Source organism: Erwinia sp. 2186 (assembly GCF_057812255.1).
The window spans coordinates 3634166-3647413 of record NZ_CM173824.1 but is presented as its reverse complement, the minus strand read 5'-3'; the positions used below and the strand labels follow the sequence as shown (position 1 = coordinate 3647413).

The following is a 13248-nucleotide window of genomic DNA, read 5'->3' as shown; positions in this document are numbered from 1 at the left end:
TCTGCCCGAAAACAAAGCTGCAGGCTGTTAACTGCGGCGCATGAGGCGGCCATCTCTCCCCGGATTAACCCACGATTACATACAACAGCGACGTGAAGGAAAGGAAAATGACAACACAGCATTCCGTAAAAACACAGCTTGTAATGTTTACCGGTGGACGTGATAGCACACTGGCAGCGTGTTATCTGATGTTACAGGGTATCCCTGTGCATCTTTGGTCAGGAAACAGTGGATGTTCACTGCATCGTGGCATTTTATCGCACCGGGTTGATGAGCTAAAAAACCGCTTTGGCGATTTAGTGGTTGACCATACGGTGGCGGATATCAGCGGGGCATTCCGCTCCATCGCCATTGAACACCTGGAAGACGATATCCTCAAATACCGGAAAAACCTGGTGTTATTGGGCGAGAAACTGGCAATCCATGCCCATCTGGTGGATTTCTGTCGACGTAACGACATCAACACCATTAACGATGGCATCACCCATTATCAGATGGAGTTCCCGGAGCAGCGGCAGGTGGCGAAATCGTTCCTGATGGAGATGATGGCGCAGTTTGATATCAACTATCAGTCGCCGATCTATGAATTCGCACAGTCAGCGGATGACGTGAAATATCGCCTGCTGCAGCTCGGGATTTCCACCAAATCGCTGGAAGGCATCAGCATCTTTGCTGACAGCTTCTCCACCCCAAGCGATGAAGTGATCCTCGCATATCTGAAAGACAAAACCCCGCTGGCCCTCAACATTGTGCGTTTCCTGTCAGGCGAAACCCTGACCACCCAGCTGCTGGGTAAAACGACCAGTGCCGCTGCCTGATACGGTCTCTTTATGCGACGTAACCTTCGGGTTACGTCCTTTTTCGGAGCCTGATATGAAAATTATCGTGAAATGTGCGGCCATTATCATCTGGCAGCGTTCCTTGTTGCTGACCCGCAAGCGGGGGACCAGCACCTTTATCTCGCCTGGCGGCAAGCCGCTGGCCGGGGAAGATCATCTGGCCTGCCTGAAGCGCGAACTGCAGGAAGAGCTGGGTGTGCAGGTGAAAGCGTTCCGGCCTTTTGGCCTGTTTCACGGCCTGGCGGAGTTTGAGGCCACCGCCATTGAGAACCATGTTTATCACGTGGAGATCGCCGGCCAGCCGCGCGCCGGATCGGAAATTGAAGAAATTGCCTGGGTTAACTACCGCAGGCCACCTTGTGAAATCGCGGTGGGTTCGATCTTCCGCGATAACGTTATGCCACTGCTTTATCAGCAAGAGTTGATTAACTAATGGACGCATCCTCCTTATCACCCCATTTACAGACGGTTCACGGCGAGCAATTTTTTAAGCGAGCGCGTATGCAACGAGATGAATTAAGGGAAGAGCTTTCCCGCCTGTATAAGCTGCAGGAGTACGATATTTTCTTCGTCCAGTCCGTGCGGGTTGGGCTGGTGATCCTGTCGCACCTGTTCCATAAGCAGGAGACCACGCTGTGCCTGGCAAAGCATGCGCATTACCAGCCGGTGAGCGAACTGTTCCATCATCCGGCGTCGCAATTTACCGGGCCGGGCAACGTGCCGATTATCACGCACGTCAATCCTTACACCGGCGCGGTAAACAGCCTCGACGACAGTAAAGGCAAAGGCGTGGTGGATGCCTCCCACAGTTTCGCCACTAACCTGCACAGCGAGCTGATTGAAAAGAGTTCGATTTTTGTCGCGCCGATGCACAAGCATGCTTCGCTGACCGTTGGTTTGGCGATCATTGCCCTGCGCCCGGAGCATTTCAGTACGCTGATGCGCAGCGAACTGCGTCTGTTTGAAGAATCTACCGCCTCAGCAAAACCGCTGGAAGAAGCGATCGGCAATATTCGCAGCGCCAGCTGGCAGCCGTATAACGTGGCGAAAGTGATGAAGATAGCGCTGAAAGACATCGCCGGGATGGATTTCACCTCGATTAGCCATCCGGCGTTGCCGTTTGCCTGCTTTAACGTGCCACCGTTAAGCGACGCGCTGCAAAAGCAGGTGAAAGCCGCCGGTGCCAGTTACTTTGCCCACTCGAAAACCCTGCGGCTTTCTTGCTGGGAAAGGGGAGACGGCAAAAAGGCCGTCGATATGAGCCGCCAGGTCGAACGGGATCTGACTCAGCTTTGGGAGCAACCCTGAATGAAACAGACTCTGCCGCTGAACGGCAATATGATCGGCATCCTGGGCGGGATTATCCTCAGCACCGACTCGGTGTTTATCCGCCTGATGAATATCGAAGACTCATGGACGATTGTCGCGCTGCGTGGCGTTTTTATGTGGGGGATCTGTCTGCTGGTGTGGGCGCTGTGGGGGAAAAGTCGCAGCACGCTCGGCCAGCCCTGGTTAACCAAAGATAACGTCTTATCAACGCTGTTTTTCTGTATCTCGTCAGCCTGCTTCGTTAATGCGCTGAACCGGGGAAATGTGGCGACGGTGCTGGTGATTATCTCCTCGACGCCGTTTATTTCCGCGTTGATCTGTCGGCTGTTCTTTAAGATCAAAAGCGATCGCAGCGTAATGATCGCCGCACTGGCGGGCATTGTCGGGGTGATCATCGTGATGTCTGGCCGTGCGGCAGGCGATCACGCCATCGCCAACGTCTACGCGCTGGCTACGGCGGTGTCGATGGCGCTGGCCTTTATCTTCACGTCGCGGGTGAAAGGCGGCACGGTGGGACTGCCGTCTCTCGGTGGCTTACTGGCGTCATTGCTGATTGCACTTTGGATGGGCCCGGAACTGAGTGCTAGTCTGAAAACGCTGACTTTTGCGCAATATGGCTGGTCGCTGGCCGAAGGCGCGCTGATCATGCCGTTGGCTATGGGTTTGATCACCTTATCCACCCGATATGTTTCCCCGGCAAATGCCGGACTGTTCCTGCTGCTGGAAACGGCGCTGGCGCCGTTATGGATGGCGGTGTTCCTCGGGGAAATGCCGACAATTCAGGCAGTTGTTGGTGGCGCCGTGATCGTGACGGCGGTGATTTCACAAACTATCTGGGCGCGTCGTCATGTTGCGGATGCCCGTTACGCGGACGCAGGTTAGACGCTGCGTTCCTTGTGGATAAAGGGCCATAATGGTATGGTTCCAGGCTTGGATAAATAGATCATTTAAGCGATTCGCAAGGGGATTTACGCAATGCGTATTATTCTGCTCGGTGCACCGGGTGCAGGTAAGGGGACTCAGGCTCAGTTCATTATGGAGAAATACGGTATTCCGCAAATCTCCACGGGTGACATGTTGCGTGCAGCAGTGAAAGCAGGCAGCGAACTGGGTAAACAAGCCAAAGAGATCATGGACGCCGGTAAACTGGTCACCGACGAACTGGTTATTGCGCTGGTCAAAGAGCGTATCGCTCAGGAAGACTGCCGCAACGGTTTCCTGTTAGACGGCTTCCCTCGCACCATTCCTCAGGCTGATGCCATGAAGGACGCGGGTATCAAAGTCGACAACGTGCTGGAATTTGCTGTACCAGACGAACTGATTGTTGAACGCATTGTGGGTCGTCGCGTTCATGCGCCTTCTGGCCGCGTTTATCACGTCAACTTCAATCCACCAAAAGTGGAAGGCAAAGATGACGTGACCGGCGAAGAGCTGACCACGCGTAAGGACGATCAGGAAGAGACCGTGCGTAAGCGTCTGGTCGAATACCATCAGATGACCGCGCCGCTGATTGCTTACTACAGCAAAGAAGCCGCAGAAGGCCACACCGCGTATCACAAAATCGACGGCACCCGTAAAGTGTCTGAAGTCAGCGCAGAGCTGGCTAAAATCCTCGGTTAATTTCTCAGGGGCCAGGCCTTGTCTGGCTCCTACTACAGCAATTGGTTTTCCCCCCGCCATTTTCCGCTAGAATAAGTCTCGTTTACATCACCCAAGATGCCCAGATAAGGAATAATAATGCGGCAAGATAAACCCGGCGTGCTGTTGGTGAACTTAGGCACACCTGATGCACCCACCACGCCTGCTGTAAAACGCTACCTGAAACAATTCCTCAGCGATCCGCGCGTGGTCGATACGCCGCGTTGGTTGTGGTGGCCGATCCTTAACGGTGCGATCCTGCCGATCCGCTCTCCGCGCGTCTCCAAACTGTATGCCTCGGTATGGATGGACGAAGGCTCCCCGCTGATGGTTTACAGCAAGCGGCAGCGTGCTGCGCTGGCAGCCCGACTGGATATGCCGGTTGAACTTGGCATGAGTTACGGCAACCCCAGCCTGAAAAGCGCGCTGGACAGCCTGATGGCGCAGGGCATTAACCGCCTGATCGTCCTGCCGCTCTATCCACAGTTCTCCTGTTCAACCGTCGCCGCGGTTTGGGATGGCATTACCAGCGTGTTCGCTGGTTATCGCAGCTTGCCATCCGTGGACTTTATTCGCGATTATGCCGAACATCCGGCCTATATTGCGGCGCTGAAAGCCTCCGTTGAGCGCTCTTTTGCCACCCACGGCAAACCCGATCTGCTGGTGATGTCTTTCCATGGTATTCCGCAGCGCTTTGCCGATGAAGGCGATGACTACCCTAAACGTTGCCATGACACCTATGATGCGCTGACCGCCTCGCTGGGTCTGACCGATCAGAATGCGATGCTCACCTTCCAGTCCCGCTTTGGTCGTGAACCCTGGCTGATGCCTTACACCGATGAGACGATGAAGTCGCTGCCGGCAAAAGGCATTAAGCATGTACAGATCATGAGCCCGGGCTTCTCTTCAGACTGCCTTGAGACGCTGGAAGAGATCAGTGAGGAGAACAAGGAGTTCTTTATCCACGCGGGCGGCACTAAATTTGAATACATTCCAGCCCTGAACGATGATGAATTGCATATCGATATGATGGTTGAGTTGGTCAACGGGCGGAGATAGCCGAATGAAATTTCCCGGCAAGCGTAAATCTAAACACTACTTCCCGGTCAGCGCGCGCGATCCTCTGCTGCAAATCGCGCAGCCTGAACAGGAGGTCTCCGGCAGCTGGATCGTCGGCATCGATCAGACGCTGGTGGACATTGAAGCCAACGTCGATGATGACTTTGTGGCGCGTTATGGCCTGAGCAGCGGTCACTCGCTGGTCATCGCCGATGACGTGGCGGAAGCGCTCTATGCAGAGTTAACCCGGGAAAACCTGATCACCCATCAGTTTGCGGGTGGCACCATCGGCAATACGCTGCACAACTATTCGGTGCTGGCGGATGACCGTTCGGTGCTGCTGGGCGTGATGTGCCGCAACGTGCAGATTGGCAGCTATGCCTATCGCTATCTGTGCAACACCTCCAGCCGCACTGACCTGAACTACCTGCAGGGCGTCGACGGGGCCATCGGTCGCTGCTTTACCCTGATTGGGGAAAACGGCGAACGTACCTTCGCCATCAGCCCCGGCCTGATGAATCAGCTGAAAAAAGAAAGCATCCCGGAAGAGGTGATTGCCGGTGCCTCCGCGCTGGTTTTAACCTCGTATCTGGTGCGCTGCGCGCCGGGCGAGCCGATGCCGGAAGCCACGATGGAAGCGATCGGCTTTGCCAAAAAGCATAACGTGCCGGTGGTGTTAACGCTGGGCACCAAATATGTCATTGGCGATAAGCCCGAGTTCTGGCAGGCGTTCCTGCGTGAACACGTTTCGATTCTGGCGATGAATGAAGAGGAAGCGGAAGCGCTGACCGGGCTCAGCGATCCGCTGATGGCGTCGAATATGGCGCTGGACTGGGTGGATTTGGTGTTGTGTACCGCCGGACCAAACGGCCTGTTTATGGCGGGATATACCGAAGAAGAGGGCAAACGCGTCACCCAGCATCCTTTGCTGCCTGGTGCGATCCCCGAATTCAACCAGTACGAATTCAGCCGCGCGATGCGCCATCAGGACTGTGAGCAGCCGTTGAAGATTTTCTCGCACATTGCGCCTTATATGGGCGGCCCGGAGAAAATCATGAACACCAACGGTGCGGGAGACGGTGCGCTGGCGGCGATGCTGCACGATATCACCGCCAATAATTATCACCGTCTGAATGTGCCCAACTCCAGCAAGCATGGCCGCAACTATCTGACCTATTCGTCACTGGCCCAGGTGTGTAAATACGCCAACCGCGTCAGCTATCAGGTGCTTAATCAGCATTCTCCCCGGCTTTCACGTGGCTTGCCGGAGCGTGAGGACAGCCTGGAAGAGTCCTACTGGGAACGCTAACGGTTTTCCCCGCCGGCTATCTGGCCGGCGGGGAGGCCAGTCAGATCGGACACTCTCGTGGCAATTCACTCAGACTGGTGTGCATCAGCGTATGCATACTGCTGGCAATCTCGCGCTCTCCCATCACCACCTGATCGGCACCACGCTCAATGATATAGCTCACTTCATCATCATGATGGGCGCGGGCAATAATCTCGATATTAGGCCGTTTCTCGCGTGCGGCGGTGACAATCTCGCCCGCTTCATAGCCATTGGGAATGGTCAGTAGCAGCCAGCGTGCGCAGTCCAGCCGCGCTAATTCCATGGTGTCGACGCGGGCCGCATTGCCCAACACCGCGCTGATCCCTTGTTCTCTCAAAGCCTCAACGCGCGGACGGCTGTTCTCGACCACCACGATCGGCACGCCTTCCTCGATCAGCTTTTTCCCCAACAGACTGCCGACGCGACCAAAACCTACCACAATGGCGTGATTACAGAGATCGACCGGGATCTGCTTCTCTTCCTCAATGGCTTCTTCGATCACCTGATCGTCCAGCGTCTCGGTTTTATTCAGGTAACTCTGCAACAGGGTAAACAGGATCGGGTTGAGCATAATCGACAGGATCGCCCCTGCCAGCACCAGATTGCGTCCTTCGCCGGTTAACAGGTTAAGGGAGATCCCGAGTCCGGCAAGGATAAAGGCGAACTCACCAATCTGCGCAAGGCTGACGGAAATGGTTAAGGCCGTGCGGCGTGAGTGGCCAAACATCCTGACCAGCACCAACGCCGCCAGCGATTTACCGAGCACGATAATCGCCAACACGCCAATCACCGCCAGCGGCTCTTTCAGCAGGATCATCGGGTCGAAAAGCATGCCGACAGAGACAAAGAACAGCACCGCAAAGGCATCACGTAATGGCAGGGTATCATGGGCCGCACGGTGGCTGAGTTCCGACTCGTTCAGCACCATGCCTGCGAAGAAGGCGCCAAGGGCAAAGGAGACATCGAAAAATTCCACCGCACCGAGGGCAATGCCCAGCGCCAGGGCGAGGACGGCGAGGGTAAACAGTTCGCGGGAACCGGTTGCCGCGCTGCGGGCGAGGATCCACGGCACCACGCGGCGACCCACCACCATCATCAGCACCATAAAGGCCACGACTTTGCCGATGGTGATCAGCAGGTCATACAACACCATGCTGATGCTGGCGTTGCCTTCTTCGAACATACCGGCAATGGCGGGCAGCAGCACCAGCGCCAGCACCATCACTAAATCTTCCACAATCAACCAGCCGATAGCGATTTGCCCCCGCTGGCTGTCAATTAACTGACGCTCTTCCAACGCACGCAGCAATACCACGGTACTGGCCGTTGAAAGACACAGACCGAACACCAGGCCGGTTAACCACGGCCAGCCCATCGCCCATGAAAGCCCCATTCCCAGCAGTGTCGCCACGGCAATCTGCGCGATTGCGCCGGGAATGGCGATGGCCTTTACCGCCATCAAATCCTTCATCGAGAAATGCAGGCCGACGCCGAACATCAGCAGGATCACACCCAGTTCCGCCAGTTCCGGTGCCAGGTTGGTATCGGCAACAAAGCCAGGGGTGAAAGGACCGGCCAGCACACCCGCTAACAGATAGCCAACCAGAGGAGAAATTCGCAGGCGATTTGCCAGCATACCAAAGAGGAAGGCGAGAACGAGGCCTCCCACAATGGTGGTGATAAGCGGTGTGGTGTGGTGCATGCCTCTCTCCTGTGTGAAAATGTGTCCGGTTGTAATATTAAGCGTATAACATAATTGATCACACTGCTTGATATAAAGGGTTATAACGGCAATAAACTGCAATTCCTTAGCCGGAATCGCACAGAAGTGTGATTTCTGTGAGTTATCGGGGTGGAAGCTTGATTTGTGGCAGAAATTAAGCGGCGCAGATCGCAATTATCTGCGCCGGGAAGGGTTATTTAGCCCGGTTATCAGGCAGGAATATGGTCAGAATACCGAGAAGTGGCAGGTAAGCACAGATTTGATAGACAGTATTAATGCTGCTGTGATCGGCAACCACGCCCAGCACCGCCGCGCCCAGGCCGCCCATGCCGAAAGCGAAGCCGAAGAACAGGCCGGAAACCATGCCAATCCGGCCCGGCATCAGTTCCTGGGCGTAGACCAGAATGGCCGAGAAGGCGGAGGCGAGCACAAAGCCGATAATGGCCGACAGCACGCCGGTCCACCACAACGACACATGCGGCAGCAGCAGGGTAAACGGGGCCACGCCGAGGATCGATACCCAAATCACCCGCTTACGGCCCACCTTGTCACCGATGGGCCCGCCGATCACCGTCCCGGCGGCGACCGCGAATAAAAAGGCAAACAGGTGGAACTGGGCACTCTGAACCGTCAGGCCAAACTTCTGCATCAGGTAGAAGGTGTAATAGTTGCTGAGGCTGGTCAGATAAAAGTATTTTGAGAAGATCAGCACCAGCAGTATTGAGATAGCGAAGGCCACTTTTTTGCGTGGTAAGGTTGTCACCTCTGTCGGCATCGCCTTGCTTTTTGCCACCCGATGCTGAGCCTGATACCAGCGGCTGATTTGCAGCAGCACGACGATCGCCAGCAGCGCGGCGAGGGTGAACCAGGCGACGTTACCACGGCCGTAGGGGGCGATAATCAGCGCAGCCAGCAGCGGGCCAAGGGAACTGCCGAAGTTTCCGCCCACCTGGAACAGCGACTGTGCCAGGCCATGTCGCCCACCAGATGCCATACGCGCCACGCGGGACGATTCGGGATGAAACACCGAAGAGCCGGTACCGACCAGCGCCGCCGCCAGAAGAATGGTGGGGAAGTTCGTTGCCAGCGCCAGCAGGATCAGGCCGCCCAGCGTGAATCCCATGCCGATCGGCAGCGACCACGGCTGCGGATGTTTATCGGTGTAGTAACCGATCACCGGCTGCAGCAGCGAGGCGGTGACCTGGAAAGTCAGGGTTATAAGGCCCACCTGCACAAAGCTGAGGGTAAACTCCGTTTGCAGTAGCGGATAGATCGCCAGAATCAGTGACTGGATCATATCGTTCAGCAGATGGGCCACGCTGATGGCGCCAAGAATGCCAAATGACGTCCTGGCTGGGGCAGAAGAAGCAGAAGACAGTATTTGTTCGCTGGCCATGAGAAAACCTGTTCGTTCGAAGGGTTGGAGGAGCAGTAAGAAGGCTAATTATTATCCCGCTCAGTTATCCTGCGGCATAATCGATAAATAGTCACAAATAAATGACAAAACCGCCGTTAATTTTTGACATCTAGTTTACGCGATACCGCGCGACCCATTCATAACAAGGAGATTCGTTGTGCTTTCATTGAATAAAAGGCTGGTGCCAGCCCTGACCTTACTGATGCTAAGCCTGCCGCTGGTGGCCCAGGCCTATGTGAAGGATCGGGTGTACAAATTCACCGTGCTGCACACCAACGACCACCATGGACACTTCTGGCAGAACGAGCACGATGAATATGGCCTGGCCGCGCAGAAAACCATGATGGATGAAATCCGTTACGACGTTCAGGCCCACGGCGGCCAGGTGCTGATCCTCTCTGGCGGCGATATCAATACCGGCGTGCCGGAATCCGACCTGCAGGATGCGGAGCCGGATTTCCGCGGCATGAATCTGGTGGGCTATGACGCGATGGCGATTGGCAACCATGAATTTGATAATCCGCTGTCGGTGCTGCGCCAGCAGCAGAAATGGGCCAAATTCCCGCTGCTCTCGGCCAATATCTATCAGAAAAGCACCGGCAAACGCCTGTTTCAGCCTTACGCGTTATTTAACCGTATGGGCCTGAAAATTGCGGTGATTGGTCTGACAACCGACGACACCGCAAAAATTGGTAACCCGGAATACTTCACCGACATGGAATTCCGCAAGCCCGCCGCTGAAGCCAAAGAAGTGGTGGAAGCGCTGAGGAAGAAAGAGAAGCCGGATGTGATTATCGCCGCCACGCATATGGGCCATTACGATAACGGTAACCATGGCTCCAATGCGCCGGGCGATGTGGAAATGGCGCGTGAATTGCCGGCAGGCTATCTGAATATGATTGTCGGCGGCCACTCGCAGGATCCGGTCTGCATGGCGAAAGAGAACGTCAGCCAGAAGGATTACGTGCCGGGAACGCCGTGTACGCCGGACCAGCAAAACGGCACCTGGATTGTGCAGGCGCATGAGTGGGGCAAATACATTGGCCGTGCCGACTTCACTTTCCTCAATGGCAAACTGACGTTGGAACATTACGAACTGGTGCCAATCAACCTGCGCCACAAGGTGACCAACGCCGACGGCAGCGTCAGCTGGATTAACTACACCCAGGAAATCGCGAAAAACCCGGCGATGATGAAGTTACTGACGCCGTTCCAGAAAAAAGGCGAAGCGCAGCTGGGGGTAAAAATCGGCAGCGTTAACGGCCATCTTGAAGGCGACCGCAGCAAGGTACGATTTGTGCAGACCAACCTTTCCCGCCTGATCCTGGCGTCTCAGATGGAACGCACCAAAGCCGACTTTGCGGTGATGAGCGGCGGCGGCGTGCGTGATTCAATCGAGTCCGGCACCATTACCTATAAAGACGTGCTGAAGGTGCAGCCATTTGGCAATAAGCTGACCTATGTGGAGATGAAAGGCAGCGACGTCGAGAAATATCTGGCGGTGGTGGCCAATAAGCAGGTGGATTCCGGGGCCTACGCGCAGTTTGCCAACGTCAGCCTGGTGGCTTATGGCACCGGCGTCAGCGAGATTAAAATCAACGGTGAGCCGCTGCAGGCGGATAAAATGTACCGCATGGCCACGCTGAGTTTTAACGCCACCGGAGGCGATGGTTATCCGCCGGTCAATCAGCTGCCGGGCTATGTGAATACCGGATTTGTCGATGCCGAAGTGCTGAAGCAGTACATCCAGAATCACTCGCCGCTGAATGCGGAGGCGTTCGCGCCAAAAGGCGAAATCGTTTACCAGAAAGAGGCGCCGGTAGAGAAAAAAGATCCGGCGGAGCAGGACGAGCCGCTGCTGCCGAAGGTGTGGAAATTATTTAAAATCCAGACCGCCCAGCGCTAGACGAAAAAAAACGGCACCCCAACTGGCGGTGCCGTTTTTTTACGTTGCCGGTTAAACCTGGCACTGTCTGCGCTGGATCAACCTGGCGCGCAGGGTGTCGTAAACCCAGTTATAGGCCACGGTGTACGGCAGGAAGAACAGGAAGAAGGAGACTTCCAGCAGAAACGCCTGCCAGAGACCAATCCCCAACATCCAGGCCGCAATCGGCAAACCAATACCGATAAAGCCACCCTCAAAGCCTAACGCATGAACGACGCGCAGCAGCAGCCCGCGTTTCACCGTTGGCGGCACCAGTCGGTCAAAACCGGCGTTATAAATGATGTTCCAGCCCATCGCCACGGTGGACAGCATGATGGCTAACGCACCCATCTGAAACAGCGGCTTCTCCATGATCCAGGCGGCAAGAGGGGACACCAGCAGGATCGCCAGCACCTCAAAGCCTGCGGCATGATAAAAACGTTCTTTCAGTGTTCTGGTACGCATAAATGCTCCTTAGTTGTTACCGGACGCTATTTTCCCCGTTTTCTTTGCTAAGATAAAATGACTACCTATCTAGAAAATCGATACTTCAATGCGTTATTCACCGGAATCGTTGCAAGCTTTTGTGCAGACCGTCGAAAGCGGTTCGTTTTCTGCCGCCGCGAGGGCGCTGCGCAAAAGCCAGTCCACCATCAGTACTGCCGTAGCTAATCTGGAAACCGATCTGGGATTTTCCCTGTTCAGCCGTGATGCCCGTTCGCCGGTGCTGACTGAAAATGGCCGACGGGCGCTGGCGCAGGTCAGGGAGATCCTTAACGCCAGCGCGCAGCTGGATGAGCTGGCGGTCAGGCTGGCAGGCGAGGTGGAGCCGTGCCTCAGTCTGGCGATATCGGACTTCTGGCAGGCGGATTATCACGAGTCGCTGCTGAAACGGTTGGATGCCCGTTATCCCGACATCGAATTTGAGTGCATGATTGCTGAAGATGCCGACGTGATCGATCTGCTGCAGGCCGGTCGGGCGCATATTGGCGTGATCCGCGTTCAGCCCGATTACCCGGAAGAGATTGCTACCTCGCGGCTGCAGGTTGAAGCGCAGATGGCGATCTATCTGCATCAGGATCATCCGTTGGCCAGCAAAGCGAAGGTCACCGAAACCGAGCTGAAATCCCTGCGTCAACTCTGCCTGAATACCTGGGTGGAGAATGAACGCTATCAGGGCGGGAAGGGGATTTGGTCGGCACCGTCATACCTGTTGCTGCTGGAGATGGCTGAGCAGGGATTTGGCTGGAGTATTTTGCCGCGCTGGCTGGTGGAGCAGTTTGGTCATCAGGTGTTAAGCGAGTTGCCGGTCACCGGCTGGCCGCAAAAAATTTCGGTGGATGTCGCCTGGTCGCGGCGTTCGCCGCCCGGACCGGCAGGCCAATGGATGATTGACCAGCTGCTGGCCCAGACGGCGGACTAACCGGCAATCAGTCGCGCCGGGCGATATCGGCGAAGGTGGCACTCAGCAGCTGCGCCAAATCCTGCGGTGAGAGCTCAATTTCCAGCCCACGCTTGCCGCCGGAAACAAAAATGGTCGGGAACTGCTGCGCCAGGCTGTCGATCACCGTTGGCAGCCGCTTCTTTTGCCCCAGCGGGCTGATCCCGCCCAGCAGATAACCGGTGGTACGCTGCGCAATCTGTGGATCGGCCATCTCGACCTTTTTCGCACCCAGCGCTTTTGCCACGTTTTTCAAATCCAGCTGGCTGGCAACCGGCGTAACGGCCACCGCCAGCGTTTTGCCATCGCCATTCAGCGACACCAGCAGGGTTTTATACACCTGTTCGGCATTTTGATTGAGTTTACGTACGGCCTCATCACCAAAATGGGTATCGTTGCTGTCATGTTCGTAGGCATGCAGCTGAAAGCTGACCTTTTGTTTTTCGAGAAGTTTTACTGCTGGTGTCATACTTCACGTCCTTCTGTAAGCGTCTGGCTGGACCCAATATCTACAATAATAGTGGCGAAATTTCAGGCTTTGAGCGACA

13 protein-coding genes are annotated in these 13248 nt (G+C 55.6%); 9 read left to right on the top strand and 4 right to left on the bottom strand.

The window, feature by feature from the left end:
- Positions 1–107: 107 nt before the first annotated feature.
- From ACXKZG_RS17030 to ACXKZG_RS17000, 7 genes are all read left to right on the top strand, one after another.
- Positions 108–818 carry a hypothetical protein gene (locus tag ACXKZG_RS17030; protein WP_041691927.1) on the top strand — a complete coding sequence of 237 codons (711 nt, stop codon included), beginning with the start codon at positions 108–110 and terminating at the stop codon, positions 816–818.
- 55 nt (positions 819–873) lie between these two features.
- Positions 874–1272: an NUDIX hydrolase gene (locus ACXKZG_RS17025; RefSeq protein WP_013201078.1), complete on the top strand. Its 399-nt coding sequence runs from the start codon at positions 874–876 to the stop codon at positions 1270–1272.
- Entirely contained in the window at positions 1272–2147 is an 876-nt protein-coding gene (locus ACXKZG_RS17020) for a DUF6024 family protein (protein ID WP_013201079.1), read from the top strand. Before ACXKZG_RS17025 ends, ACXKZG_RS17020 begins: the two co-directional genes overlap by 1 nt.
- Positions 2148–3050, top strand: a complete 903-nt coding sequence (locus ACXKZG_RS17015; RefSeq protein ID WP_105759608.1) for a DMT family transporter — start codon at positions 2148–2150, stop codon at positions 3048–3050.
- Between the two features lie 93 nt (positions 3051–3143).
- Positions 3144–3788 carry an adenylate kinase gene (gene adk / locus ACXKZG_RS17010; protein ID WP_013201081.1) on the top strand — a complete coding sequence of 215 codons (645 nt, stop codon included), beginning with the start codon at positions 3144–3146 and terminating at the stop codon, positions 3786–3788.
- A 117-nt stretch (positions 3789–3905) separates the two neighbouring features.
- The gene (hemH, locus tag ACXKZG_RS17005; protein WP_013201082.1) at positions 3906–4865 is read left to right on the top strand and encodes a ferrochelatase; all 960 of its coding nucleotides are present in this window, start codon (positions 3906–3908) and stop codon (positions 4863–4865) included.
- A 4-nt stretch (positions 4866–4869) separates the two neighbouring features.
- Entirely contained in the window at positions 4870–6174 is a 1305-nt protein-coding gene (locus ACXKZG_RS17000; protein ID WP_013201083.1) for an inosine/guanosine kinase, read from the top strand.
- Positions 6175–6214: 40 nt separating this feature from the next.
- Here ACXKZG_RS17000 and ybaL read toward each other — a convergent pair whose 3' ends face one another.
- Positions 6215–7897 (bottom strand): YbaL family putative K(+) efflux transporter, encoded by a 1683-nt coding sequence (ybaL, locus tag ACXKZG_RS16995; RefSeq protein WP_013201084.1) that lies wholly within the window; start codon positions 7895–7897, stop codon positions 6215–6217.
- Positions 7898–8111: 214 nt separating this feature from the next.
- Positions 8112–9314 carry an MFS transporter gene (locus ACXKZG_RS16990; RefSeq protein WP_488875186.1) on the bottom strand — a complete coding sequence of 401 codons (1203 nt, stop codon included), beginning with the start codon at positions 9312–9314 and terminating at the stop codon, positions 8112–8114.
- A gap of 223 nt (positions 9315–9537) precedes the next feature.
- Here ACXKZG_RS16990 and ushA point away from each other — a divergent pair, with 223 nt between their 5' ends.
- Positions 9538–11241: a bifunctional UDP-sugar hydrolase/5'-nucleotidase UshA gene (gene ushA / locus ACXKZG_RS16985; protein WP_488876281.1), complete on the top strand. Its 1704-nt coding sequence runs from the start codon at positions 9538–9540 to the stop codon at positions 11239–11241.
- 51 nt (positions 11242–11292) lie between these two features.
- Here the strand turns inward: ushA and ACXKZG_RS16980 are convergent, their stop codons facing one another.
- Positions 11293–11724 (bottom strand): multidrug/biocide efflux PACE transporter, encoded by a 432-nt coding sequence (locus ACXKZG_RS16980; protein WP_151038087.1) that lies wholly within the window; start codon positions 11722–11724, stop codon positions 11293–11295.
- 88 nt (positions 11725–11812) lie between these two features.
- On the opposite strand from ACXKZG_RS16980, the gene ACXKZG_RS16975 reads away from it, so the two are divergent.
- Positions 11813–12682, top strand: a complete 870-nt coding sequence (locus tag ACXKZG_RS16975) for a LysR family transcriptional regulator (protein ID WP_151038086.1) — start codon at positions 11813–11815, stop codon at positions 12680–12682.
- Positions 12683–12689: 7 nt separating this feature from the next.
- On the opposite strand, the gene ybaK is transcribed toward ACXKZG_RS16975, so the two are convergent.
- The gene (ybaK, locus tag ACXKZG_RS16970) at positions 12690–13169 is read right to left on the bottom strand and encodes a Cys-tRNA(Pro)/Cys-tRNA(Cys) deacylase YbaK (RefSeq protein WP_013201089.1); all 480 of its coding nucleotides are present in this window, start codon (positions 13167–13169) and stop codon (positions 12690–12692) included.
- Between the last annotated feature and the right edge of the window lie 79 nt (positions 13170–13248).

What these genes read in the sequence shown, in the direction of transcription:
- adk (WP_013201081.1), top strand. Translation starts at nt 3,144, where the DNA reads ATGCGTATTATTCTGCTCGGTGCACCGGGTGCAGGTAAGGGGACTCAG.
- ACXKZG_RS16990 (WP_488875186.1), bottom strand. Translation starts at nt 9,314, where the DNA reads ATGGCCAGCGAACAAATACTGTCTTCTGCTTCTTCTGCCCCAGCCAGG.
- ybaK (WP_013201089.1), bottom strand. Translation starts at nt 13,169, where the DNA reads ATGACACCAGCAGTAAAACTTCTCGAAAAACAAAAGGTCAGCTTTCAG.
- ushA (WP_488876281.1), top strand. Translation starts at nt 9,538, where the DNA reads ATGCTAAGCCTGCCGCTGGTGGCCCAGGCCTATGTGAAGGATCGGGTG.
- ACXKZG_RS17025 (WP_013201078.1), top strand. Translation starts at nt 874, where the DNA reads ATGAAAATTATCGTGAAATGTGCGGCCATTATCATCTGGCAGCGTTCC.
- ACXKZG_RS16980 (WP_151038087.1), bottom strand. Translation starts at nt 11,724, where the DNA reads ATGCGTACCAGAACACTGAAAGAACGTTTTTATCATGCCGCAGGCTTT.
- hemH (WP_013201082.1), top strand. Translation starts at nt 3,906, where the DNA reads ATGCGGCAAGATAAACCCGGCGTGCTGTTGGTGAACTTAGGCACACCT.
- ACXKZG_RS17020 (WP_013201079.1), top strand. Translation starts at nt 1,272, where the DNA reads ATGGACGCATCCTCCTTATCACCCCATTTACAGACGGTTCACGGCGAG.
- ACXKZG_RS17030 (WP_041691927.1), top strand. Translation starts at nt 108, where the DNA reads ATGACAACACAGCATTCCGTAAAAACACAGCTTGTAATGTTTACCGGT.
- ACXKZG_RS16975 (WP_151038086.1), top strand. Translation starts at nt 11,813, where the DNA reads ATGCGTTATTCACCGGAATCGTTGCAAGCTTTTGTGCAGACCGTCGAA.
- ACXKZG_RS17000 (WP_013201083.1), top strand. Translation starts at nt 4,870, where the DNA reads ATGAAATTTCCCGGCAAGCGTAAATCTAAACACTACTTCCCGGTCAGC.
- ACXKZG_RS17015 (WP_105759608.1), top strand. Translation starts at nt 2,148, where the DNA reads ATGAAACAGACTCTGCCGCTGAACGGCAATATGATCGGCATCCTGGGC.
- ybaL (WP_013201084.1), bottom strand. Translation starts at nt 7,897, where the DNA reads ATGCACCACACCACACCGCTTATCACCACCATTGTGGGAGGCCTCGTT.